This window comes from Micromonospora sp. WMMD882, assembly GCF_027497255.1.
In the GTDB taxonomy this organism is placed as follows: Bacteria; Actinomycetota; Actinomycetes; order Mycobacteriales; family Micromonosporaceae; genus Micromonospora.
The window spans coordinates 5,140,565-5,165,296 of record NZ_CP114903.1; the positions used below are offsets into that span (position 1 = coordinate 5,140,565).

The following is a 24,732-nucleotide window of genomic DNA, read 5'->3' on the forward strand; positions in this document are numbered from 1 at the left end:
GGGGTCACGTCGGCGGGAGATGGGCGAGCTGCACCAGCCGGACCCCCTCACGCCGGGTGACCAGCCGACCCCGGCCGGGCGGCAACGGGCCGGGGCGGACCGGACCGACCAGCGCCCCCTCGTCCGGGCTGCCGCTCATCACCAGCCCGGCCGAGGCGAGCTCCCGCAGCCGCTGCACGATCGGCTCGTACTGGGACCGGCCCGCGCCACCCGAACGGCGCACCAGCACCAGGTGCAGGCCCACGTCCCGGGCCTGGGGCAGGTGGTCCTCCAGGGCCCGCAACGGGTTGACCGGACCGGTGGCGACCAGGTCGTAGTCGTCCACCAGCACGAACAGCTCCGGCCCCGTCCACCAGGACCGCTGCCGCAACTGGGCGGCCGTCACCTCCGGGCCGGGCTTGCGGCGTTCCATGTACCCGGCCACCGACTCGATCAGCTCGGCGGTGCCGGACGCCGCCGTGCCGTACCCGATCAGGTGTTCCGACTCGATCGCGCCGAGCAGGCTGCGCCGGTAGTCCACCAGGATGATCCGGGCCTGCTCCGGGGTGAACCGGCGGGTGATCGAGGTGGCCAGGGCGCGCAGGAACGACGACTTGCCGCACTCGGCGTCCCCGAACACCACGAAGTGCGGCTCGCTGGCGAAGTCCAGCAGCACCGGCCGCAGGTCCGACTCCGCGATGCCCACCGGGATCCGCAGCCCGGTCGACGCCGACAGGTCCAGCTCCGCGTACGGCAGCACCGGCGGCAGCAGCCGCACCGCCGGGGCGGCCGGCCCCGGCCACGCCCCGGCCACCGCCTTCACCAGGTCGCCGGTGTCCCCGCCGGTGGCGGCCAACCGGGGCACGGCGGTCAGGAAGTGCAGCTTCTCGGCCGTGATGCCCCGGCCCGCCCGGCCCTCCGGCACGTTCATCGCCGCCTGCCGCCCGACCGCCGAGTCGGACGGGTCACCGAGACGCAGCTCCAGCCGGGAACCGAACAGGTCCCGGATCGCCGGCCGGAAGTCCAGCCAGCGGATCGCGCTCACCACCACGTGCACGCCGTACGCGAGCCCCCGGGCGGCCAGGTCGGTGACCGGCCCCTCCAGGTCGTCGAACTCGCCGCGCACCACGCCCCAGCCGTCCACCACCAGGAAGACGTCCCCGAACGGGTCGGGCGTCGACTGCCCGGCGGCGACCAGCGCCGCCCGCCGCTGCCGGTAGGCGGCCATCGACTCCACGCCCGCCTCGGCGAAGCGCTGCTCCCGCTCGGCCAGCAACGAGGTCAGTTCCCCGACCGCGCGCCGGACCGCCGTCGGGTCGGCCCGGCCGGCCACCCCGCCGACGTGCGGCAGGTCGCGCAACGCGCCCAGCCCGCCGCCGCCGAAGTCCAGGCAGTACACCTGCACCTCGTACGGGGTGTGGGTGAGCGCGAGCGCGCAGACCAACGTACGCAGCAGGTCCGACTTGCCGCTGCGCGGCTGCCCGACCACGGCGACGTGCCCGGCCGCCCCGTCCAAGGCCAGCCACAGCAGGTCCCGCCGCTGGTCGGCGGGGCGGTCGACGAGCGCCACCGGCACCTGGAGCGCGCCGTGCAGCTCCGGGTTGCCGAAGGTCAGGCCGCGCGCCGGGTCGACGCCCACCGGGCCGAGCAGGTCGTCCAGGGCCGGCGAGGCGTCCAACGGCGGCAACCACACCTGGTGCGCCGGCGGCCCCTGCCCGGCGAGCCGACCGACCAGCACGTCCAGCAGGCTCTCGCCGCCGGTGGGCTCCTCGGCGGGCCGGGCCGGCCTGGCGACCGGCTCGGGCGCGGGCACGAAGTGGGTGGAGAACTCCAGCAGCCGGGGCGCGCCGGCCGGGCCACCGCCCACGCCGGGCCCGCGCCGCCGGGCCGGCCCGGAGACGTACGCGGCCTTGAACCGGACCAGCGGCTCGGCGCCGAAACGCAGGTAACCGTGCCCGGGGGAGCGGGGCAGGTCGTGCGCGTCGGGCACGCCGAGCACCGTCCGGGACTCCAGCGCGGAGAAGGTCCGCAACCCGATCCGGTACGACAGGTGGGTGTCCAACCCGCGCAGCCGACCCTCCTCCAGTCGCTGCGAGGCCAGCAGCAGGTGCACCCCCAGCGAGCGGCCCAACCGGCCGATCTGCACGAACAGGTCGATGAAGTCCGGCTTGTGGAACAGCAGCTCGGAGAACTCGTCGCAGATCACCAGCAGGGACGGCAGCGGCGCGAGCGGGGTACCCGCCGCCCGGGCCCGCTCGTAGTCCCGCAGGCTGGCGAAGTTCCCGGCCCGCCGCAGCAGCTCCTGCCGGCGGGTCAGCTCGCCGTTGAGCGCGTCGGCCATCCGGTCGACGAGCGGCAGCGCGTCCGCCAGGTTGGTGATCACCGCGGCGGTGTGCGGCAGCCTGTCGAACGAGGCGAAGGTGGCCCCGCCCTTGAAGTCGACCAGGACGAAGTTGAGCGCCTCCGAGCTGTGCGTGGCGGCCAACCCCAGCACCAGGGTGCGCAGCAGCTCCGACTTGCCGGAGCCGGTCGCCCCGATCAGCAGGCCGTGCGGGCCCATGCCGTCCTGCGCGGACTCCTTAAGGTCCAGCTCGATCGCCCCGCCGTCGACGCCCACCCCGATCGGCGCCCGCAGCCGGTCCCGGGGGGCGCGGGGCGCCCAGCCCTGCTCGGCCGCGAAGTTCTCCGGGTCACCGAGGCCCAGCAGCTCGGGCAGCCCCAGCTCGGCCCGCGACGGCGCGTCCGACCCCTGCACGGCGCTGGCCAGCCGCAGCGGCGCCAACCGGCGGGCCACCGCCTCGGCGTCGGTGACCGCGAGCTGGTCGGGAACGCCGACCTCGGCGTGACCGTCCGCCGCGTACGAGCGCAACCGCCCGTCGCGGACCTCAAGCACCAGGGTCGTCCGGTCGAGCAGCCGTGGCGGCGGGGTGTGCAGGTCGACCACGGTGACCGCGTCGATGCCGCCGTCGGAGACGAGGTGGGTGGCGCCGGTCAGGTCCGCGCCGTCGAGCACCACCACCACGTGCGGCCCGTCCGTGGCCGGCCCGGCCGGGCTGAACCGGGACCGGTTGCCCAGCACGTCGCCGAGGAGCTGCTCCAGCTCGACGGCCGCGCTGGCCACCAGCCGGACCGGCCCCAGCGCGTCGGCGCGGCCGGGATGGTGGGCGTGCGGCAGCCACTTGACCCACTCCCAGGCGGCCCGCCGCTCCGGGCCGGCGCACACCGCGACGAGCAGCTCGTCCGGGGCGTGGAAGACGGCGAGCTGGGTGAGCATCGCCCGGGCCAGCGCCTGCGCCGCCGGTGAGCCGCCCACCGGTCCGGGCGGCCCGTCCGAACCGCCGGGGAGGCCGTCCGGCAGCGTCGCCGACCGGCCGGGGACGCCGTCCGGTGGCGTCGCCGACCCGCCGTCGGGGCCGCGCAGGAACACCCGGGCGAAGCTGCGCAGCGAGAGCGCCACCGGCAGCTCCGGCACCACCGAGTACGCGTCCAGGAACCGGCGCAACGCGCCGGCCGTCATCGGCTCCAGCTCCTCCAGCGGCCGGGTGGTGGGCGGCGCCAGCGGGGTCGCCAGGGTCTGCGGCCCGAGCGCCACCCGGACCACCGCGAAATCCGGGTCGCTGGGCCGCCGCTCCCACACCCGGTGACTGTCGACCGTGGACCACAGCCCGGCCGGGTCGGGATGCCGGTAGAACAGGCCGGCGCGCTGCCGGGCGGCGTTCTGCCGGACCTGGCGGCGCAGCACCGCCAGGTGCCGCAGGTACTCCCGCCGGGCGGCCATCATCTCCGACTTCTTCGGCATGCCGGCGGCGCTGCCCCACGAGGTGACCAGCATGGCCAGCGACGACAGCCCGAACATGCCGCCGACCACGTAGGAGTACGCGCCGCCGCCCCGGCCGAACATCATCGCCATCGCCACCGTGCCGCCGAGCATCGGCAGGACCATCAGCATCTGCTGCCACCGGCCGCCGGTGACCTCCGGGATCTCCGGCGGGGCCTCGACGGGCAGCTCACCGACCGGGATCTCCGGCGCCGGTCGACGCGGCGGTCGCTTGATGACGACAGTGGACAACCCGTCCTCCCCCCGGCGCTCGGCCACCCGAGCCCGGCCCATGGTAGGTAAAGTGCTGCCGTCCGCGCGTCCCGCCGGCTGAAGTGGAGAGACGTCGATGACCACCGGGCTGGCCCGCGTCACGATCAGCGCCCCGCAGCGGCGGTTGGACGTGGCCCTGCCGGAGCAGGTCCCGCTCGCCGAGCTGCTCCCCGAGGTGCTCCGGCACGCTGGCGAGGGACTGGCCGACGACGGGGAACGCCACGGCGGCTGGCTGCTGCGCCGCTCCGACGGCGCGGTGCTGGCCACCGGTCAGGCGCTGCTCGCCCAGGGGGTCCGCGACGGGGAGATCCTGCACCTGGTGCCGGCCCGCGCCCACTGGCCGGAGCTGGAGTACGACGACGTCGTCGAGGCGATCGCCGACGGGGCCCGCCGCCGGGGGACCGCCTGGTCACCGCCGGCCACCCGGGCCGCCGCGCTGGCCGGGGCCGGCGTGCCGCTGGCCGTCGGACTGGTCGCGCTGCTGGCCGGCGGCCCCGACCACCCGGGCGACTGGCTGGTCGCGGCCGTGCTGGCCGGCCTGCTCGCGGTGGCCGGCGGCGTCGCCTCGCGGGCGTACGGGGACGGCCCGGCCGGCGCCACCCTCGGCGGGTACGCCCTGCCGTACGCCTTCGCGGCGGGCGCGCTGCTGGTCAGCTCCGGCGACCCGGTGGGCCCGCTCGGGCCGGCGCGCTGGCTGGGCGCGCCCGAGCTGCTGGCCGGCTCGGTGGCCCTGCTCCTGGTGGCGGCGCTCGGCCTGCTCGGGGTCGCCGCCCGGCTGCGGGTCTTCGTGGCCGGCGCGACCGTCGGGCTGGCCGGCGCGGCGACCGCCCTGCTCGGGCTGCTCCTCACCCCCGCCGGCAGCGCGGCGGTGCTGCTCAGCCTCCTGGCTTTCGTGGTCGGCGCGCTGCCCCTGCTGGCCATCCGGCTGGGCAAGGTGCCGCTGCCGCCGATCACGTTGCCGACCGACGCGGACACCGCGCCCGGCGCCGGGGTCCGTGACCTGCCGGACGCCGACCGGGTGCACGCGGCCGTGGCCCGCACCGAGGAGACGCTGACCGGGATGCTGCTCGGGCACGCGGTGCTGGCGGTCGCCGCTAGCGTCGTGCTCACCGTGACCGGTGGGGTCGCCGGCCGGATCCTGGTCGCGGTCACCGCGACGGTGCTGCTGCTGCGGGCCCGACTGTTCGTGGCGGTACGGCAGCGGGTGCCCGCCGTGGCGGCCGGGCTGACCGGGCTCGGCGTGCTCGGCGTGGCGCTCGTCGAGGGGGCCGGCCCGGCCACCCTCCTCGGGCTGGTCGCCGCCGCCGCGGCGCTCGCCCTGCTCACCGTGGCCGCCGGCGCCACCTACGCGCAGCGCCCCGTCTCGCCGTACCTGGGTCGGGTGGCCGACCTGGTCGACACGCTGCTGGTGGTGTCGATGGTGCCGGTGGCGTGCGCGGTGCTCGACCTGTACGACCGGGCCCGGGGGCTGCTCGGCTGAGCGGCCCCCGGGCCCGGGTCGTCACGTGGTCAGTGCGGGGACTCGCCCCGCGCCTCGGCCTCCTGGTGCCGCCGGTACGACGCCCGGATCTCCGCCTCGGCCTCCGTCCGGCCGACCCAGGTCGCGCCCTCGACCGACTTGCCGGGCTCCAGGTCCTTGTACACCTCGAAGAAGTGCTGGATCTCCAGTCGGTCGAACTCGCCCAGGTGGTGGATGTCGCGCAGATGCTCCTGCCGCGGGTCCTCGTAGGGCACGCAGAGGACCTTGTCGTCGCCGCCCTTCTCGTCCGTCATCCGGAACATGCCGATGGTGCGGCACCGGATCAGGCAGCCTGGGAAGGTCGGCTCGGGGACGAGCACCAGGGCGTCCAGCGGGTCGCCGTCCTCGCCCAGGGTGCCCTCGATGAACCCGTAGTCGGCCGGATACTGGGTGGACGTGAAGAGCGTGCGGTCCAGCCTGATCCGGCCGGTCGCGTGGTCCACCTCGTACTTGTTGCGGTGACCCTTGGGGATCTCAACCGTGACGTCGAAATCCATCTCACGCTCCCTACGTTTGCCGACGCTGGCTACCGAACAGTGACGGCACCCGGACAGGCGAAGCGCACCCGCCGGCGTCGGGCGCCGCATAGTCTTCGGACCGAAGTAGTGTCGCCCAAGCCGTTTTCAGTGGGGGAGGAGGGGGCTGTGGGGAGGGAAGACTCACACTACCGCCCGGAGGGCGACCGCGCGTCGGGGAAACCCGCGCCGGTCACCGGGCGGGTGGTGGTGCCCGGCGCGCAGGGGCCGGGGAGGACGCCGGGGGTCACCGGGGAACCACCGCGCCAGGTCGGGTCGTCGGGCGGGCAGCCTCCGCCGCCGGTCTACCGTCCGCCGGCGCGTGCCGGCCAGCCGGGCGGCCCGGACGCCGCGCCGCCATCCGGCGAGCCGACCGCGCCCACCGCTGCGTCCGGCCGTGAGTTCTTCGCCGCGGAGCCGCCGCCGGCGGCGACGCCCCCGGACGAGCCGGTCACGCCGGCCCCCCGACGCCGGCGGACCCTGCTGGTCGCCCTGGCCGGCGTGCTGCTGGTGATCGCGGGCGCCGGGCTGGTGGTGGTCCGGCCCGGCCCGGTCGCCGGCTGGCTCGGCGACGACGACACCGGCCGCGCCGCCCCCCGACCGTCGGAGCCCGCGCCCGTGCCGGTGCTGGCCGGGCCGTCCACGGCGGTTCCCGTGCCCACCCCCGCCGGCCTGGCCGCCGCCCTGGACCCACTGCTGCGGGCGGCCGCCCTGGGCAGCCGGGTCAACGTCTCGGTGACCGACGTCGGCACCGGTCAGGAGCTGTACGGCCGGGGCGCGGACGACGCCACCGTCCCGGCCTCGGTCACCAAGCTGGTCACCGGGGTGACCGTGCTGGCCGCGCGCGGCCCGGCGTACCGGATCGCCACCCGGGCGGTGGCCGGGGCGGCCCCCGGCGAGGTGGTGATCGTCGGTGGCGGTGACCCGACGCTGGCCGTCGACGGCAACGGCTACTACCCCGGCGCGGCCCGCCTGGACGACCTCGCCGGGCAGGTCCGGCAGGCGCTCGGCGGGGTGGCCCCGACCAGGGTGACGGTCGACTCCACGCTCTTCCCCGGCCCGGTCTTCGAGCCCGGCTGGGACGCCGACATCCCCACCGGCGGGTACGGCGGCGCGGTCACCGCGCTGATGACCGACGGCGCCCGGCGGGACCCGGACGCCGGCCCGAAGGCGGCGGCCCGTTTCCCGGACCCCGACCTGGCGGCCGGGCGGGCGTTCGCCCGGCTGCTCGGCGTGCCGGCGGACGCCAAGGTGACCCGGGGCGCCGCCCCGGCCGGCGCCGCCGGCGCCAGCCCCGGCGCGGCCCCCGCCCCCGGCGTCGAGCTGGGTCGGGTGGAGTCGCCGCCGATGATCCGACTGGTCGACATGATGATCAGCCACAGCGACAACCTGGTCGCCGAGGCGCTGGCCCGGCAGGTGGCGCTGGCCCGCGACAAACCCGGGTCGTTCGTCGGCGCGGGGGCCGCGATGGACCAGGTGGCGGCCGAGCTGGGGCTGCCCGCCGACGAGCTGGCCCTGGCCGACGGCAGCGGGCTGTCCCGCGCCAACCGGATCAGCCCGTCCCTGCTCACCGACCTGATCGCGCTCGCCGGTGACGGCCGGCGTCCGGAGCTGGCCGGGATCTTCGGCGGGCTGCCGGTCGGCGGCTGGTCCGGCACCCTCGACGACCGGTACACGGCGGCGGCGACCCGGGCCGGCGCCGGCATGGTCCGGGCCAAGACCGGAACCCTGACCGGCGTGCACGCCATCGCCGGGTTGGTCACCACGGTCGACGGCCGGCTGTTGAGCTTCGCCGTCCTCACCGACCGCGCGCCGGCCGGCTCGCCCGACCCCGCCCGGCTGGCGCTCGACCGGATCGGCGCGACCCTCGCCACCTGCGGCTGCCGCTGACCTTCCGGTCCGCGAGGCGGGGCCCGGGTGTGCGGGCGCGGGTACGGTGGGACGCATGGCGCAGTTCGTGGACTGGGATCTGGCCGCCGCCACCGCGGGGGCCCTGGGCAAGTCGGGGCCCCGGGTCTCGTACACCGAGGCCACCGAGGTGGTCGGTGAGCTGCGACGGCTGACCGACGAGGCGGCGGGGCACGTGGCCGCGTACACCGGGCTGCGCTCGCAGGTCGCGCACCCGCCGGTGCGGGTGGTGGACCGCCGGGACTGGGCGGCCACCAACATCGCCGGCCTGCGCGAGGTGATCAACCCGTTGGTCGACCGGTTCTCCGGCGACAAGCAGCCGGGCGCGTTCACCGAGGCGATCGGCTCCCGGCTGACCGGGGTGCAGGCCGGCACGGTGCTGGCCTACCTCTCCGGCCGGGTGCTCGGCCAGTACGAGGTCTTCTCCGCCGACCCGGGCCAGTTGCTGCTCGTCGCGCCGAACATCGTCGAGGTGGAACGGAAGCTGGCGGCCGACCCACGGGACTTCCGCCTCTGGGTGTGCCTGCACGAGGTGACCCACCGGACGCAGTTCACCGCCGTCCCGTGGATGCGCGCCTACTTCCTCGGCGAGGTGCAGGCGTTCGTGGACGCCTCGCAGGGCGGTGAGCACCTGGTGGAGCGGCTCCGGCGGGGCGTGGCGACGCTCGCCGACGCGGTCCGGGACCCGCAGAGCCGGGCCAGCGTGCTGGACATCGTCCAGACCCCGGCGCAGCGTGCCGTGCTCGACCGGCTGACCGCGCTGATGACCCTGCTGGAGGGGCACGCCGAGTTCGTCATGGACGGCGTCGGGCCGGAGGTCATCCCCAGCGTGGAGCGCATCCGCGCCGGGTTCAACCGCCGCCGGGAGGCGGGCAACCCGGTGGAGAAGGCGATCCGCCGGCTGCTCGGCGTGGACGTCAAGATGCGCCAGTACGCCGAGGGCCGCAAGTTCGTGCACGGCGTGGTCGAACGGGTCGGCATGGCCGGCTTCAACCGGATCTTCGCGTCCCCGCTGACCCTGCCCCGCCTGGACGAGCTGGGCGATCCGGACGCCTGGGTGGCGCGGGTGCACGGCCCGGCCGGGCCGCTGCCGACGGCCGACTGACCGCCACCAGGTGGGCACGCTCGCCCCGGCGGTGGCGGCGGTCCGGATCGCCGTCCGTCGGGCGTTGACCGGACTGGCCGGCGACGGGCCGGTCCTCGTCGCCTGCTCGGGCGGGGCCGACTCGCTGGCGTTGGCCGCCGCCACCGCGTTCGTCGCCCCCCGACTGGGCCGGCCGGCCGGGCTGGTCACCATCGACCACGGACTCCAGGCCGGATCCGCCGAGCGGGCCGCCGCGGTGGCCCGCTGGGCCGGGCAGGCGGGCCTCGCGCCGGTCGAGGTGGTACGGGTACGCGTCGACGGGCCCGGCGGTCCCGAGGCGGCGGCCCGGGACGCCCGCTACCGGGCGCTGGTCGCGGCGGCCCACCGGCACGCGGCGGCGGCCCTGCTGACCGCGCACACCCGGGACGACCAGGCCGAGACGGTGCTGCTCGCCCTGGCCCGGGGCGCGGGGCCACGTGGGCTGGCCGGGATGCCGTCGCGTCGGGATCTCGACCGGGTGCCGCTGCTGCGTCCGCTGCTCGACGTCGGCCGGGAGCAGACCCGGGCGGCGTGCCTGGCGCTGGGCCTCGTCGCGTGGCAGGACCCGCACAACGTCGACCCCTCGTACGCCCGGGCCCGGGTCCGGGCCGACGTGCTGCCGGCGCTGGTCCGCGCGCTCGGGCCGGCGGTGCTGGACAATCTCGCCCGGACGGCCCGACTGGTGGCCGCCGACAACGCCGCGCTCGACGAGCTGGCCGCCGTCGCGCTGGCCGCCGCGAGGACGCCGACCGTGGGGCCGGTCTCGGCGGCAGGCGGGGGGCCGACCGTGGGGCCGGTCGGGGAGCCGGCCGTGGCGGCGGAAGACGAGCCGACCGCGGGGCCGGCCGGGGCCCCGCCCGGGGGGTCGGGTGGCGGGTTGGCCGTGGCGGCGCTGGTCGGGCTCGCGCCCGCGCTGCGTACCCGGGTGCTGCATGCCTGGGCCCGGGAGCTGGGCGCGTCGCCGGCGGCGCTGTCGCACCGCCACGTCGCCGCGCTGGACGCGCTGGTGACCGACTGGCGGGGGCAGGGCGCCGTGCACCTGCCCGGCGGGCGGCGCGTCGTCCGCCGGGACGGCCGCCTCGGGGCGCTCTGAGTCGTCGGCGCGGCCCGCCGGCCGGCGGGCCCGACCGGGTCGGTGGTCAAGGGGCGGCCCGGCCAGGCCGGTGGGTTGGGCGCGGCCGGGCCGGTGGGTGGGGTCAGCCGGGGAGGAGGGCCCGGTCCCGGAAGGTGGCCCGGTAGGCGGCCGGGGTCGCGCCGACCCGGCGGGTGAAGTGGTGCCGCAGGGCGGCGCCGTCGCCGAAACCGGCCTGCTCGGCCACCGTCTCCACCGGGAGCCGGGTCTCCTCCAGCAGCCGCCGGGCCAGCAGCACCCGCTGGTTGGTCAACCAGTCGTGCGGGGTGGTGCCGGTCTCGGCCCGGAACCGGCGGGCGAAGGTACGCGACGCCATACCGGCCCGGGCGGCCAGCTCGTCCACGGTCAGCGGGCGGTCCAGGTGCCCCATCAGCCAGCTCAGCACCGGCTCCAGGGTGGCCGCCTCCGGCGCCTGGGGGATCGGGGCCTCGACGTACTGCGCCTGCCCGCCGTCGCGGTGCGGGGGCATCACCATCCGGCGGGCCAGCCGGGTGGCCACGGCGGAGCCGTGCTCCTGCCGGACCAGGTGCAGGCAGGCGTCGATGCCGGCGGTGGTGCCGGCGCTGGTGAGCAGCGGGCCGTCCGCAACGTAGAGCGAGTTGCCGCGGACCCGGGCGAGGGGGTGGCGGCGTTGCAGCTCGTCGACGTGCCGCCAGTGGGTGGTGCACTCGCGGCCGTCGAGCAGCCCGGCCTGACCGAGCACGAACGCGCCGGAGCAGACGCTCAACACCCGCGTCCCGCGCGCGGCGGCCCGGCGGAGCGCGTCCAGCACCCGGGGCGGGACCTCGGCGCTGCTGTGGTACGCCGGCACGGCCACCAGGTCGGCCTCCTCCACCGGGGCCAGGTCGGCGTGCGGGGTCACCTGGAAACCTGACGCGCTGCGCACCGGCGCCCCGTCGACCGAGCACACGGTGAACCGGTAGCCGGGGAACCCGTCGGCGGTCCGGTCGGTGCCGAACACCTCGCAGAGCACCCCGAGCTCGAAGGCGGCGACCGGGTCGAGGGCGATCACGGCGACATTTCGCAGCATGTGACCACGGTAGCCGAAGGTGGCAGCTTTTCGAGGTCGGGTGGCTTTCCTGCCACTGTTCGGCCGTCCCGGTCCGGCGCAGACTGGATCCGTCCGGTGCGCACCGGCGGCGACAACGACCATCGACCGGAAAGCGGACGCCGCCATGGAACTCGTTCTGCTCCTGCTCTTCTTCCTCGCCCTCGCGGTCGCCTCGATGCTCGGGCTGACCGCCGACAGTCGGGACTCGGCCGACTGGAAGCCCACCGACGACGGCCGCCGCTGGCGGTCCCGGGCCTGCTGACGCCGTACCCCCAGGGTCACCCCACGGTGGCGGTCCGGCGGACCGGGCCGGTCGGCGGGGATCGGCCACAAACCGACGGCCCCGCCGACGCCAGCCCGGCGGCGTACGGCAGGCTAGGGGCATGGCTGACGGCTCCTGGTACGACGCCGACATCGACCACGTGATCATTTCGGAGGCACAGATCCGCGAAAAGACCGCGGAGCTGGCCAAACAGGTCTCGGCGGACTACGTCGAGATCGAGGACGGGCTGCTGCTGGTCTGCGTGCTCAAGGGCGCGGTCATGTTCATGGCCGACTTCGCCCGGGCCCTCGGCCGACACGGGCCCCCCGCCGAGCTGGACTTCATGGCCATCTCCTCGTACGGCCAGGGCACCACCTCCTCCGGCGTGGTGCGGATCCTCAAGGACCTCGACCGGGACATCGCCGGTCGGCACGTGGTGGTGGTCGAGGACATCGTCGACTCCGGGCTGACCCTCTCCTGGCTGCTGCGTTACCTGGAGTCCCGCTCGGCGGCGAGCGTCGAGGTGGTGGCCCTGTTCCGCAAGCCCGACGCGGTCAAGGTCGAGGTGCCGGTGAAGTACGTCGGCTTCGACATCCCGACCGAGTTCGTCGTCGGGTACGGCCTCGACTTCGCCGAGCGCTACCGCGAGCTGCCCTACGTCGGCGTGCTCAAGCCGCAGGTCTACGGCCGCTCCTGAGCCGGCCGGGCCGCGCCGGTCGGTCCCCGGGCATCGAGCCGACGTACAGCGGACTTTCAGGTAGTCGGACTACGGTGAGGGTCCGGTGACGTGGGCGTGAACCCGCGCGGGCCAGCCCAGGTCCGGTCGCGGTGCCGACGTCGCGCCGGTACTCACCCGGCCCGGGTGGGTGGTGGGGGGCTGGCGGAGCCGGTCGTCACGCGCTGTCATGTCGGCGGTGCGTGACTGCGGCCCTCGCAAGCTCACTCGTCGCCCGCACGGTGTACCGTCGAATGACCGTGACGCGGTGATTCAGCGTCTCGGGGTCGAGGCCGGCCCGGACGGCGGCCCCGGCCGCCGCCTCGGCGGCGAAAAGCCATCAGACGGTCAGGACGTCGATCAGGAGGATCCGGGCGTTTCGGCGCTCGACAACAGTATGGAACGTACGCGTTTCTTCCGCCGCCCGGTGGTCTGGATCATCCTGGTGATCGCCGGCGCGATTCTGCTCAGCCAGCTGTTCACCGGCGGGCCGAGCTACCACAGGGTCGACACGTCGGTCGCGCTCGACCGGCTCAACACCGCCCAGATCGAGAAGGTGGTCTTCCAGGACAAGGAGCAGACGCTCCGGATCGACCTGAAGGACGAAGCCGAGTTCGGCGACACCACCACCGACAAGATCGAGGCGCAGTTCCCGTACGAGGTCGGCGACCAGGTCTGGGACCAGGCGCAGGCGGCCAAGGCGGCCAACCGGGTCTCCGGCCCGGTGGACACCGAGGTCTCCTCGGACAGCGTCCTGGTCACCCTGCTGGTCAACCTGCTGCCGATCGCCCTGCTCGTGCTCCTGCTGCTGTTCTTCATGTCGCAGATGCAGGGCGGCGGTTCCCGGGTGCTCAACTTCGGCAAGTCCAAGGCAAAGATGATCACCAAGGACACGCCGAAGACCACGTTCGCCGACGTGGCCGGGTCCGAGGAGGCCGTCGAGGAGCTGCACGAGATCAAGGACTTCCTCCAGAACCCGGCGAAGTACCAGGCGCTCGGGGCGAAGATCCCCAAGGGCGTCCTGCTCTTCGGCCCCCCCGGCACCGGTAAGACGCTGCTCGCCCGGGCCGTCGCCGGCGAGGCCGGGGTGCCGTTCTACTCCATCTCCGGCTCCGATTTCGTCGAGATGTTCGTCGGTGTCGGCGCGAGCCGGGTCCGCGACCTGTTCGAGCAGGCCAAGGCGAACGCCCCGGCGATCGTCTTCGTCGACGAGATCGACGCCGTCGGCCGGCACCGGGGCGCCGGCATGGGCGGCGGCCACGACGAGCGTGAGCAGACCCTCAACCAGCTCCTCGTCGAGATGGACGGCTTCGACACCAAGGGCGGGGTCATCCTGATCGCCGCCACCAACCGGCCGGACATCCTCGACCCGGCGCTGCTGCGCCCGGGCCGGTTCGACCGGCAGATCCCGGTGGACGCCCCCGACATGGAGGGCCGCAAGGCGATCCTGCGGGTGCACGCCAAGGGCAAGCCGTTCGCCCCCGACGTCGACCTCGACTCGGTGGCCCGGCGTACCCCCGGCTTCAGCGGCGCCGACCTGGCCAACGTGATCAACGAGGCGGCCCTGCTCACCGCCCGTAAGGACGAGCGGGCGATCACCAACGACTCCCTCGAGGAGTCGATCGACCGGGTCGTCGCCGGCCCGCAGCGCCGGACCCGGGTGATGGGCGACCAGGAGAAGAAGATCACCGCGTACCACGAGGGTGGGCACGCGCTGGTCGCCTGGGCGCTGCCGCACGCCGCGCCGGTGCACAAGGTGACCATCCTGTCCCGGGGCCGGTCGCTGGGACACACCCTGGTGCTCCCCACCGAGGACAAGTACACCCAGACCCGGGCCGAGATGATCGACACGCTCGCGTACGCGCTGGGCGGCCGGGCCGCCGAGGAGCTCGTCTTCCACGAGCCGACCACCGGCGCCGGCAACGACATCGAGAAGGCCACCCAGCTCGCCCGCGCGATGATCACGCAGTACGGCATGAGCTCCAAGCTCGGCGCGATCAAGTACGGCACCAGCGGCGACGAGCCGTTCCTCGGCCGCAACATGGGCCACGAACGGGACTACTCCGACTCCGTGGCCGCCGAGATCGACAGCGAGATGCGGGCCCTGATCGAGCTGGCGCACGACGAGGCCTGGGAGATCCTGGTCGAGTACCGGGACGTCCTGGACAACATGGTCCTCGAACTCATCGAGAAGGAGACCCTGTCCACCGCCGACATGGCCCGGATCTGCGCCCGGGTGGTGAAGCGTCCGCCGATGGCCCCCTACAACGGCTTCGGCAAGCGGCAGCCCTCCACCGAGCCGCCGGTGCTCACCCCCGCCGAGAAGGACGCCCTCAAGGCGCAGGCCCAGGCCGACGGCGCGCAGGCGGCGGTCGGCGGCGGTTCCGCCAACCACTCGGACGGCACACACTGAGCGCGGAGTCGGCGGCCAGCCCCGAACGGGGGCTGGCCGCCTCCTCCACGGAACCCGACGGTGACGACGGACTGGACTACCTCGCCGCTCGCCTGATCAACGGCAGGCTCAGCGGTCGCCCGGTGGAGGAGACCGTCGACCTCGACCGGATCGAGAAGGCCGTACGCGAGATCCTGATCGCGGTCGGCGAGGACCCGGACCGCGACGGCCTCGTACAGACCCCGGCCCGGGTGGCCCGGGCGTACGCGGAGCTCTTCGCCGGCCTACGGGTCGACCCCAGGCAGGTGCTCAACACCACCTTCGAGGCCCACCACGAGGAGCTGGTGCTGGTCCGGGACATCGACGTGATGAGCCTGTGCGAGCACCACCTGCTCCCCTTCCGGGGCAGCGCCCACATCGGCTACATCCCCGGCCCGGACGGACGGATCACCGGCCTGTCCAAGCTCGCCCGCCTGGTCGAGGTCTACGCCCGTCGCCCCCAGGTGCAGGAACGGCTCACCTCCCAGATCGCCGACCTGCTGATGGAGCGCCTCGCGCCCCGGGGCGTGATCGTGGTGCTGGAGTGCGAGCACATGTGCATGGCCATGCGGGGCATCCAGAAGTCCGGCGCGCAGACCATCACCTCGGCCGTCCGGGGCACCCTGCAACGGGACGCCAAATCCCGGGCCGAAGCGATGGCCCTGATCCTGCCACGCTGACCCGTCAACCGGCCGCGCCGAACAGCAGGATCCCGGCGGCGGTCAGCACCGCCGGAAGACCGCACACCAGCACGCCGAGCCAGCGGCTGCGGTCCCGGCGGTCGTCCACCCCGGTCGGCCGACGGAACGCGCCCACCACGGTCGACCGCCCCAGGAGCAGCGCAACCGCGGCCACCGGCAGCCCGAGCAACGCCGCGAGCACGCCACCAGCGCCGTCGACCCCGACCAACCCGAGGACGATCGCCTGCGCCACCGGCGCGAGCAGCGCCAACACCCCGCAGACCAACAGGTCACGCACGCCCGTCCACCCCGCCGACCGGAACGCTCGCCGGGCGTCGAGGATCCCCTCCGCCGTGTCCGCGCACTGCCGGGCCGTCCGCAGCTCCGCCAGCACCGCCGCCGGGCCAGCCGTCATCGACCGGGCCGACGCGCTCACCTCCGGCGGTGACGGCACCAGGGACATCGCCGGTACGCCCAGCTCACGCAGCCGCGACTGCTGGTGGACCAACCGGGCGCGTACGACGTCCAACTCGTCCCGCGCGGCCCGGACGGAACGGGCCTGCTCGCCGGCGGCGAGCGACGAGCCACGGCGTATCCCGTCGAGCTGACGGGCCGCGGCCAGGTACTCGGTCCACGCCGTGGCCCCCTGGCCGTGGGCGGACGACCCCGTCGGCTCCCCGGTTCCGCCGGTCCGCCCGGCTTCTCCGCCCGTGCCGGCCACCCCGGACGCGCTGACGTCTCCGCTCATGCCGGCTGCCCCGGTCGCACCTGTTCCTCCGGCCGTGCCTGCTTCTGCGGTCGTGCCGGCTCCCCGGGCGGTGCTGGCGTCCCGGACCGTGGCTGCCGCTTCGGCGCCTTCTGCTTCGGTGGCGCCGGCCTCCCCGGTCGTGCCTGCTGGTCCGGTGGCGCCGGCGTCTCCGGGGTCGCCGGCTTCTCAGGTGCTGCCTGCTGGTCCGGTGGCGCCGGTGGCTCTGGGGTCGCCGGATCCCGGTGGTTGGCGAACGGCACCAGCACCCGCCCCGGCCCGCCCGGCGAATCCCAGCACAGCGCCCGGCCCGGCCGGGGCGACCAGTGCACGGCGCGGCCGACCACCGGCGTCAACTGACTGCCCGGCACGTCGACCACGACCAACGTGGCCAACCTGGTGACGTCGTCCTCCCGGTCGAGCAGCGCGCCGAGCGACGAAGCCGACCGCCACCAGCCCAGCAGATGCCGACCGGCCGTCGGGCCGGCGCGCAGCAGAGCGCGCAGCGGCTCGTCCGGAACCCCACCCGGACCATCCGCCCCGAACACCACCAGGTAGGCGGGACGGTCGTCGCGGAACGCGGTAAGCAACCCGGCCAGGTCGACCGTCTCGACGTCCTGCCGGTCGGCCAACTCGACGGCGAGATCTCCGGCGACACCGGCCGCGCTGGCCGTCAGCGCGGCCACCACGAACCGGGCCGTACCCGGCCGGTGGTGCGCCGCGACACTCCGGGCAGCGGTCACCAGCATGCCGGTCGCCTCCGAGCCGGTGCCCAACACCACCAGATTCCGGCCGGACGCCGGGACGAGGGGCACCGACACCGTGGTCCGGAACACGTCCACCGCCCGGCCGAGCAGCGCCGCCGGAGGACGGCTCGGGTCCGCGAGGGCGGCCCGGTGACACGGATCGTTGTCCAGTACCGGGCGGGCGTAGCCGGCGAAGACCACCGGCGGGGACGAATCCGTCGGCCGGGCCGCCCAGAGCCGGCGTCGCAGGCCGGTCAGCGCCGCCGGATCGTCCAACGGATCCGGGAACCGCACCATCCGCTCGTGCCCACGCGTCGCGCCACGCGGACCGCCGAGACCACCCGCCGTGTTGATCACCGCGCTGCCCAGGGCCAGCCCGGCGGCAGCATCGTTCGTCGGCTCCAGCACCGCGGCGCCGCCCGGCAACGCCACCCGCACCGGGAACTGACCGAGCACCGAGTCACGGCCCGTCGCCCCGTCCCGGCCCGTCGCCCCGGAGCGACCCGCGGCACCGTCCCGGGCGGTGGACGCCAACCCGAGATCCCCGTCGCCACACAGGATCAGATGAACCCCGTACGAGCGTCCGAGCCGGGCCAACGCCTCCAACCGGCAGGCCAGATCGACGGCGAGCCGGTCCCGCTGCGACGGACGGTGCCCCGGATCGGTCGCCCGGAACAGCAACGGAAGATTGTCGACCACGCAGACGATCCGGGGCAGCGGCTGATGCTGCCGCAACTCGGCGAAACGTTGCCCACCGGCCCGTTGGCCGGCCTCCTCACGCCGACGTGCCTCGGCCTCCAGATGACCCAGGAGATCCTGCACGTACTCCCGGTCGGCGGCGAGCGCGGCCGTTCTGACCTGCGGAACCCACGACCGGTCCCGCCGGGTCTGCAGGAACTCGGTGAACGACTCGCTGTCGGCCATGTCGACCAGGTGCAGGACCAACTCGTCCGGGCCGTACCGGGTGGCGAGACCGAAGAGCACGTTGGTCAGGAAATCCACCCGACCGCTGCCCGGTCGACCACTGACCAACCAGTGCGGGGTCAGCTCGGTCAGCCCCAGGGTCACCGACCGCCCGTCCGCGTCCCCGACCACCGTGGAAAGTCCTTCGGCGGAACTGGCCGACCAGAGCGGCGTCTCCGCGTCCGGCAACAGCGTGGCCAGGGTGAGGTGCGCGCCGGCCGCGACCCGGCGGGCCAGCCGACGGCAGACCGAGTCGACCAGCTCGACAGGCGGGTCCGTCTCGGGCAGGACCGGAGAGTTCAGGCCCACCGGCGGCGCCGCGCCCGGCCCGGCGAACGACGTCCCGGGCGGATCGCCCAGCAGCGCGTACCCGTCACGGATCGTGAGGGTCGTACCGTACGGGAGGGGGGTAGCGCCGGAGAGGCCGGCCTCGACTCCAGCAGCGTCCGCCGGCCCCACCCGGGCTCCGACGGCGTGGTCGGGGCCCGCCGTGGCGTCCCTGGTTAACGTACGGTCGACGGCGGACCGGGGGGCGGGGGGCGCCGCCGACCCGGAAGCGGAACGTCGACGCGCACGCGACGGCGCCGACCCGCCGGCGCCGGTCGGAGCCGTGACGCCGGGCGGGGCCGTGACGCCGGGCGGAGCGGTGCCGGCGGTGGCGGAAGCCACCGAGGTGAGAGCGGGGGTGGACGCGTCGACGACGGACGCGGACCCCGAAGTGATCGCCCCGGCCGCAGTGGGCGGGCCCGGCCAGCCGACGACGACGAGATGCAGACCCGAGTGATGGCCGCACCGCGCCAACGCCCTGACCCGCGTCAACTCGTCCGGGCCGGTCCCCTCCGGCCACCGGGCGACGACGAGCAGCATCCGCCGATCGTGTCGACGCTGCCCGGTGACCCCGGCCGCGACCCACTGCTCGGCCTCGTCCAGCACCCACCGCAGACCGGTCAGATCGGTGGCTGGCGGCGGCAGCAGACCGGCGTCCGCCAACGCCGCGAACGGCGCGAACGTCCCGCTTGACGGAGCGGTCGCCGACGTGCCCGGCGAACCGACGCCCCGGCCGCCGGCCCGCTCCTCGTCCCCGGCGGGAGGCGTCGAAACCGGGACCGCGCGGACGCCGCGCCCCGGTCCTCCCAGGCCCCTTCCGGAGGACGTCCGATCGTCCTCCCGGCCGGCGACGGTCGGGGCGTCGTCCAGGCGGGCGCTGGCGCGGTCGTCGTCCGTGCCGTCGCGAGCCGGGTCGATGCCGGCGCCGTAGGCGGTCGGGTCGTCGCCGGTATCGGCGGTGGTCGCGCCGTCGGCGCCGGTGCTCGTCGGGCCGTCGATGATCGTCGGGTCGTCGGTGGTCGGGGCGCCAGCCCCGTCGACTGCGCGCACCAGCAGCGCGCCGGCCGGCGCGGCGGCCAGCAGCCGTAGCAGCACCGCACGGAGCAGGCCGGACACCTGAGGGTCGCCGGCATCGGCGTCGATGGCCAGGTGGCCGGTGTCGAACAGGGGCACCAGGGCGGGAAAACGCGCGTCGTCCAGCGGGACGGCCGTGCCGACCCGGACGAAGGCGGGTACCCGGTCGGAGGCTGGCACGTCCAGCGTGAGCGTGTCCAGAGCGTCCCCCGCCCAGCCCGGCGCCAGCACCTCCGCGGCACGGCGCAGCCGGTCGGCCAGCTCGTGTTGCCGGCGCTGATCGGCAGGAGCCGGTCGGGTGTCTTCGAGCAGGCCGGCGGCGGCGGTCGCCACGGCGGCGGCCCGGCGGTGCAGGGCGGCGGCGCGGCTGGTACGACCCCTCATGTCGGCCACCGGCGCCACCTCTCTTCCCGACAGACCCTCCCGAGCAGAGACGGTATCCCAGGCGGATGTGGTGTTCCGGGAAGCGCGGCGGCGCGCGCGCCGAGATGTGACGAACGTCGTCGATCCGGCGAAGTCGGACAAGTCAACCACCCCGTCGGCCGGATCCGGGCATTGGGTACGGAGCCGCCAACCGATAGCCTCAGGGGGTGGAATCAGTGCAGCCCTCCGCCGGTTCCCAGGTGTCCCGCGTCCCGGTGCAGCGGGCCCCCTCCGAGCAGCCGGCGCCACCCCCGGGCCAGCCGGCTCCGGTGCCACCACGCCGTCGCCTTCGGACGGCGCTTACGGTGGCGGGGGTGTCGCTCGCGGTGCTTCTGCTCAGTGGAGCGGTGACCGTGTTCGTCCTCTACGACCGCGCCAGCGCCCCCGACCGCACCTCCCCCGACGTCGTGGTGGTGAAGTATCTGCAAAACTTTCTGGTTGATCGTAACGATGCGCGCGCTGATTTGCTCACGTGCGACGGAGTGGAAGGCCTGGCTGCGATCGAGCAGTTCCGCAAAGATCTGATTGATCGAGAACGAGCGTTAAATGTGTCGGTTTCAATCAATATTGAAGGATTGCTCGTCTTGGAGGCGACAGAGTCGACTGCCGTGGTAACTGCGGTCATAAGAAGAAGTGCTCTGATCGACGGAGTACAGCAGAGCCTGACCGACCGGTGGCGTTTCGACCTTCAAGAGTTGGACGGCTGGCGTATCTGCACCGCGATCAAATCCTGAATCCTCTACTCGGTCCAGAGCAGGTGAGCGGGCACTTCGATGGTGCTCGGGAGGGCACCGCGCCAGGCCCAGCGGTACCAGTCCAGCTCTGCCATTACCCGGAGGTGGATGTCCCCGTCGCTGCCCGGGTACGGCTCGCTGACCGCGCGCAGGTCACGGCGTTCCGCCGGTCCCACCACCTGTACCACCCGGCGGCCGGTGACCGGGCCAGCCTCGACGACCGGCGTCGGCCGTGGAGGCGTCGGGCCGCCCGGGAAGACCGGTCGAGTGTCGGGCGAGGTGCCGGTGGTCGGGCGGTGCCCCAACTTCTCCACCCAGATCTGCTCGATCGGCACCAGCGGCGCGAACATCTCCACCAGCTCGGACTCGGCTCGGTACCACTCCCCTTCGGGGAGGACCGGGACGTAGGTCCGGCTGTTCTGCGTCACCCGCTGGTCGGCCCGCAGATCACCCCGCCAGCCCGTACCGGGCAGCCCGACCACGACCCGCCGGCCGCGCAACTCCACCTGCCCGGTCGCAGGCACCAACTGCACCGGCCGGGGCGGAAGCGGTGCCCAGGCCTGCGGCGCGACGAACGGGCCGGGCCGGTGGCCGGTCACCTCGACGGACGCCTCACGCCGCGCCCTTCAACGGCGCGCCCCGTTCCTTCATGAACGGCACCGGGTTCACCGCCCCGCGACTGGTCCGGTCTTCGTTGACGTGCACCTCGAAGTGCAGGTGCGGGCCGGAGGAGTTGCCGCTGCTGCCCACCTCGCCGATGACGTCGCCCGCCTTCACCAGTTGACCGGAGGCGACCCGGGGCTGCTTCACCATGTGACAGTAGCGGGTGACGTACCCGCCGGCGTGCAGCATGTCGACGAACCAGCCGCAGCCGCCCTTGTTCGGCCAGCCGTCGACGTTGCAGCTCAGCCGGCCCCGGTTGTCCGGGTCGCACCGCGACACCAGGACCCGCCCGCTGGCGGCGGCCCGGATCAGCGTGCCCTTGGGGGCCGCGATGTCGACGCCGTTATGCCGGGGGCGTTCGGCCGTCCGGAAACCGGACCCGACACCGCCGGGGATGGGCGCCGTCCACCCCGACGCGGCGATCTCCCCACTGGCCGCGGCGTCACAGACCGCCCTGCCGGAAATCTGCACCGTCCGGGCGGCTCCGCCGGCCAGCGCGTCCACGATCCGGCTGGCCAGCTCCTCGTGTTTGGCGTACGCGTCGGGAAAGGCGCTGATCTGCACCTTCTGCGCGGCGCGGGTCAGCGGCAGTTGCTGCCAGTTGTCGACCTTGACGAGTTTCTCGTAGAACTTCCGGGCCGCGTAGGCGGGATCCATCCGTTGCCGTGCCGTACCCCAGCCGGCCCGCTGCTGGAACAGGCCCAGTGAGTCGTGATCCCAACCGACGCCTTCGTTGGGAATGTCCTTGGAGCCGGCGACGGTCGGGTTCGCCAGATTGCGCAACCCGGACTCCTGCATCGCGGTGGCCACCGCGATGACCCAGGCCCGGGCAGGTAGACCCATGTCCTGGCCGACCTTGATGATTACTGCCGCGTTGCGTAGCTGCCGGTCACCGTACCGACTGAACCGTGGCATGTCGCCGGTCACGTCGACGCTGTTCTCGGTGCCGCAGCTCAACGCGCCCGCGTTGACCACCTGCTCGGTCTCGCCACCGAGTTCGGTGAGGAGGAAGGCGCCGGCCCCACCGGTGCAGCAGAGCAGCGCCAGCGCCGCGGTGAGCGCCGCTGCCAGCGCACCGACCCTGACCTTGCGGCGGGGAGACACGGATCCCCCGGTGAGACCGCTCATGCCCGCTCCCAGTCCACCACGTCAACCAGCCAGCGTCCTTCGGACGCCACGAGTTCCAGTCGGAGTCGACCGGTGTCCAGCGGAACCGACGCTTCGACGAACGACTCGGTGCGCGGCCGTAGCGTCGACGGCCCGGTGGCCCGCTCGGCCGGCACGGCAGCCGGCTCCGCCCCGTCCATCTTGTCCAGCAGGCCGGGCGTCGCGAACGGGCGCAGAGTCGACAGCCACTCCTCGCTGGTCGCCCCCCGACCGCCGAGCCAGGCGCTGACGAAGCGATCGGTGACCTGCTCCGGCGGATCGGCCCCCGGGCTGGTCACCGGGGACGGAGGCGCGGCCGTGGCGATCGCGCCGTCGTCACCGAAGTTCGGGTCGACGGTCGTGATCGGCTCGTCGGGTCGGTTGCTGAGTCCGGCCCCGGGGTCGAGCGGGCCGGCGACCAGCCGGGCGGCTCCGATGACCCCGAGGACCAGCACGGCGATACCCAGCGCGACGCCCACCCGGGATCTCAGCACCCGGGTCAGCAGGAACTCGACCGCCCGTCGCACCACCATCACCTCGTCTCGGTGCGCACCCGCGCCTCGGTACGCACCCGCGGGGCCGACGGCTCAGGAGCCCGGCCCGGAGTGGATCCCGGCCGGTAGATCACGAAGGACGGGCTCTCCTCGGGTACGTCCGGCTCCGTCCAGGTGGCCGGTTGCCGCCTACGCGGCCGCGGCACGGCTGCCGGACGCCCGGTGCGGTCCGGCGGCTCGGTCCCGACGGTGGTCTCGTCCGGTCGTTCGTGACCATCCGGACGTTTCCGGTTCTCCAGTCGCGGCTCGGCCCGCCGTGCCGGGGCGTGCGCGGGATCCTCCAACCGGGCCTCGGGTCGGAGACGTCCCGGTTCGGCCACCACACCCCGCTTCCGGTCTGCCGGCGACTCCCGGCGAGCTGTCTCGGACTCCTCGATCCGGGCTGCGGTGCGTACGTCCCGGAAGAGCTTCCGGTGCCAGGACGCCCCGGCCGCCTCGCCGCCTTCCTTTCCGCCGAGCTGGGTGATCCGGCGGTACGGCCGCAGCAACAACCAGCCGACCACGCCGCAGAGCCACACCAGCACCACCTGGAGCCAGCCGGGAAGTGTGGGAGTGTTCATGATCAGGTCGACTGCGAAGAGGTAGATCGCTGCCCCGGTGCCGAAGATGGCGATGTTGAACACCGCCGCGACCACGGCGTTGCCGAGGCGGCGAAGACCGGCGCTGGCCGGCCGCATCAGGCCGATGGTGCCGAGAATCGGCGCCGCGATCACCGCCCACCGGAAGATCAGGAAGCCGAGCAGCACCAGCAGGGAGGCGGTCAGGTCGAACATCGCGAAGAGCACTGCAGCGAGGACCCCGATGAAGCCGGCCCCGATTCGGTCCATGTCTCGAATCCCTTGCAGGTACTCGTACGCTTCCGGATCTTCGGTCTTGATCTGCTCGGCGACCTTCCTCCATTGCTGCTGTTTGGCTTCGATAACGGTCGTCCGGGTGGCTGGGTTGGCTCGGATGGACTGAACTTCTCCCCAGGTCAACGAGCGAGAGTCGTAGAGAGCTGGACCGTACTTCTTGGCGGTTTCGCTATCGGCTGAGCCGAGTAGACCGCGCAGCCAGTTCCGGTACAGCATGGTCTCGGTAACGGTGTCGCTTGCCCTTGTGGCCGGAGGGCGGAGATCTTTGCACTTGTTGGGGTCAGGGTCGATGCATCGCCCAGGAGCAGGTTCCTTCGACTGAGGTCCAACCGCATCGTGTACGACACCCAGCGTCGTCACCAGCGTTCCATCGGCAATATTGGCAGATTTGACTGGCCATGCTGCCAGCGCGGTCACTGCGACCATTACGAGCAGTGCCCAACCGGCGGTGGTCATCGCATTGCTCAGATCTGACTGGCGAGATCGCCACAGGAGGTATAGGCCGACAACGCAGAGGGTGACGATGCCGAAGACGCTGAAAACTTTCTCGTAGACAGCCTTTGTGGCCTGGTCCACCAGTGGGTCGGCCCAGCCCCACATGGCCTGTGGGCCCCAAGCTCGTTCGCGTAGGGCGTTCGACGCACCAATGATGGCCGTCGCGATCATAAATTCGCCGTTAGCGACGGTAGTGGTGAACTTGTAGTCAGGGTGGAGGATGCCCGAGGCGCAACCACCGTCTACGTCGTAGGTGGAATAGCCATAGCCGGCATAGCCGTAAAGACTATAACGGCCCGCAACGCCGCCGGCGGTGTCTGCGCTGGGTGCGCTCGCAAACCAGCCAGCCAAACCAGCATCAGGCGCGCCTGGGGTTGGCGGCGACAAGCATGCGGCTCGCGCGGCGGTAACGTCCTCCAGCTTGGCGACGCAGGCGCGGAAGTCGGCCTGCCATTCCTGCGTGGTGCATAGCTCCGCCCGCGCCTGGGCCACCGGGGGTGGAGCCGCCGCCGCTCCGACCGCGGGCCAGACGATCGTGGCCACCGCGAGTACGCCGACGGTGAGGAGGAGTGCCGCGATCCGTGCCGGGGCCCTCGCCACCAT

The 24,732-nt window shown here is 73.9% G+C and carries 17 protein-coding genes and 1 pseudogene; 9 read left to right on the top strand and 9 right to left on the bottom strand.

Annotated features, from left to right (window positions below; genetic code table 11):
• Positions 1 to 4: 4 nt before the first annotated feature.
• A complete protein-coding gene (gene eccCa, locus O7606_RS21980) occupies positions 5 to 4,048 on the bottom strand; it encodes a type VII secretion protein EccCa (RefSeq protein WP_281599801.1) in 4,044 nt (1,347 codons plus the stop codon).
• 97 nt (positions 4,049 to 4,145) lie between these two features.
• Here eccCa and eccD point away from each other — a divergent pair, with 97 nt between their 5' ends.
• The gene (gene eccD, locus O7606_RS21985; RefSeq protein WP_281595916.1) at positions 4,146 to 5,549 is read left to right on the top strand and encodes a type VII secretion integral membrane protein EccD; all 1,404 of its coding nucleotides are present in this window, start codon (positions 4,146 to 4,148) and stop codon (positions 5,547 to 5,549) included.
• 29 nt (positions 5,550 to 5,578) lie between these two features.
• On the opposite strand, the gene O7606_RS21990 is transcribed toward eccD, so the two are convergent.
• Complete coding sequence (locus O7606_RS21990) at positions 5,579 to 6,085, bottom strand: inorganic diphosphatase (protein ID WP_281595917.1); 507 nt, start codon at positions 6,083 to 6,085, stop codon at positions 5,579 to 5,581.
• A 498-nt stretch (positions 6,086 to 6,583) separates the two neighbouring features.
• On the opposite strand from O7606_RS21990, the gene dacB reads away from it, so the two are divergent.
• The 3 genes from dacB to tilS are packed head-to-tail and all read left to right on the top strand — an operon-like array spanning position 6,584 to position 10,227.
• Positions 6,584 to 7,993 carry a D-alanyl-D-alanine carboxypeptidase/D-alanyl-D-alanine-endopeptidase gene (gene dacB / locus O7606_RS21995; protein ID WP_281599802.1) on the top strand — a complete coding sequence of 470 codons (1,410 nt, stop codon included), beginning with the start codon at positions 6,584 to 6,586 and terminating at the stop codon, positions 7,991 to 7,993.
• A 55-nt stretch (positions 7,994 to 8,048) separates the two neighbouring features.
• Positions 8,049 to 9,116: a zinc-dependent metalloprotease gene (locus tag O7606_RS22000; RefSeq protein ID WP_281595918.1), complete on the top strand. Its 1,068-nt coding sequence runs from the start codon at positions 8,049 to 8,051 to the stop codon at positions 9,114 to 9,116.
• A 10-nt stretch (positions 9,117 to 9,126) separates the two neighbouring features.
• Positions 9,127 to 10,227, top strand: a complete 1,101-nt coding sequence (gene tilS, locus O7606_RS22005) for a tRNA lysidine(34) synthetase TilS (RefSeq protein WP_281595919.1) — start codon at positions 9,127 to 9,129, stop codon at positions 10,225 to 10,227.
• Positions 10,228 to 10,330: 103 nt separating this feature from the next.
• On the opposite strand, the gene O7606_RS22010 is transcribed toward tilS, so the two are convergent.
• Positions 10,331 to 11,296 (bottom strand): helix-turn-helix domain-containing protein, encoded by a 966-nt coding sequence (locus O7606_RS22010; protein ID WP_281595920.1) that lies wholly within the window; start codon positions 11,294 to 11,296, stop codon positions 10,331 to 10,333.
• A 145-nt stretch (positions 11,297 to 11,441) separates the two neighbouring features.
• Between O7606_RS22010 and O7606_RS22015 the strand changes: the two genes are divergently transcribed.
• The 4 genes from O7606_RS22015 to folE all read left to right on the top strand — a co-directional run bounded on the left by O7606_RS22015 (position 11,442) and on the right by folE (position 15,405).
• Positions 11,442 to 11,579, top strand: coding sequence for a hypothetical protein (locus O7606_RS22015; protein WP_281595921.1), 138 nt, complete (start codon positions 11,442 to 11,444; stop codon positions 11,577 to 11,579).
• 121 nt (positions 11,580 to 11,700) lie between these two features.
• Positions 11,701 to 12,276, top strand: a complete 576-nt coding sequence (gene hpt, locus O7606_RS22020) for a hypoxanthine phosphoribosyltransferase (RefSeq protein WP_281595922.1) — start codon at positions 11,701 to 11,703, stop codon at positions 12,274 to 12,276.
• Between the two features lie 415 nt (positions 12,277 to 12,691).
• Entirely contained in the window at positions 12,692 to 14,707 is a 2,016-nt protein-coding gene (gene ftsH / locus O7606_RS22025; RefSeq protein WP_281595923.1) for an ATP-dependent zinc metalloprotease FtsH, read from the top strand.
• Positions 14,708 to 14,739: 32 nt separating this feature from the next.
• Positions 14,740 to 15,405, top strand: coding sequence for a GTP cyclohydrolase I FolE (gene folE / locus O7606_RS22030; RefSeq protein ID WP_281599803.1), 666 nt, complete (start codon positions 14,740 to 14,742; stop codon positions 15,403 to 15,405).
• A gap of 4 nt (positions 15,406 to 15,409) precedes the next feature.
• Here the strand turns inward: folE and O7606_RS22035 are convergent, their stop codons facing one another.
• Positions 15,410 to 16,153 carry a hypothetical protein gene (locus O7606_RS22035; RefSeq protein WP_281595924.1) on the bottom strand — a complete coding sequence of 248 codons (744 nt, stop codon included), beginning with the start codon at positions 16,151 to 16,153 and terminating at the stop codon, positions 15,410 to 15,412.
• A 350-nt stretch (positions 16,154 to 16,503) separates the two neighbouring features.
• Positions 16,504 to 19,644 (bottom strand): annotated as a pseudogene (locus O7606_RS22040) (FtsK/SpoIIIE domain-containing protein); the annotation flags it as partial.
• Positions 19,645 to 19,997: 353 nt separating this feature from the next.
• Here O7606_RS22040 and O7606_RS22045 point away from each other — a divergent pair.
• Positions 19,998 to 20,417, top strand: coding sequence for a hypothetical protein (locus O7606_RS22045; protein ID WP_281595926.1), 420 nt, complete (start codon positions 19,998 to 20,000; stop codon positions 20,415 to 20,417).
• A 5-nt stretch (positions 20,418 to 20,422) separates the two neighbouring features.
• Here the strand turns inward: O7606_RS22045 and O7606_RS22050 are convergent, their stop codons facing one another.
• From O7606_RS22050 to O7606_RS22065, 4 genes are read right to left on the bottom strand one after another with little or no spacing between them, the layout of a single operon-like run.
• On the bottom strand, positions 20,423 to 21,016 hold the full coding sequence (locus tag O7606_RS22050; protein WP_281595927.1) for a hypothetical protein: 594 nt from the start codon (positions 21,014 to 21,016) through the stop codon (positions 20,423 to 20,425).
• 13 nt (positions 21,017 to 21,029) lie between these two features.
• Positions 21,030 to 22,208 (bottom strand): M23 family metallopeptidase, encoded by a 1,179-nt coding sequence (locus tag O7606_RS22055; RefSeq protein ID WP_281595928.1) that lies wholly within the window; start codon positions 22,206 to 22,208, stop codon positions 21,030 to 21,032.
• A complete protein-coding gene (locus O7606_RS22060) occupies positions 22,205 to 22,762 on the bottom strand; it encodes a hypothetical protein (RefSeq protein WP_281595929.1) in 558 nt (185 codons plus the stop codon). Before O7606_RS22060 ends, O7606_RS22055 begins: the two co-directional genes overlap by 4 nt.
• A complete protein-coding gene (locus O7606_RS22065; RefSeq protein ID WP_281599804.1) occupies positions 22,759 to 24,729 on the bottom strand; it encodes an MFS transporter in 1,971 nt (656 codons plus the stop codon). The genes O7606_RS22060 and O7606_RS22065 overlap by 4 nt, the downstream gene beginning before the upstream one ends.
• Positions 24,730 to 24,732 lie beyond the last annotated feature (3 nt).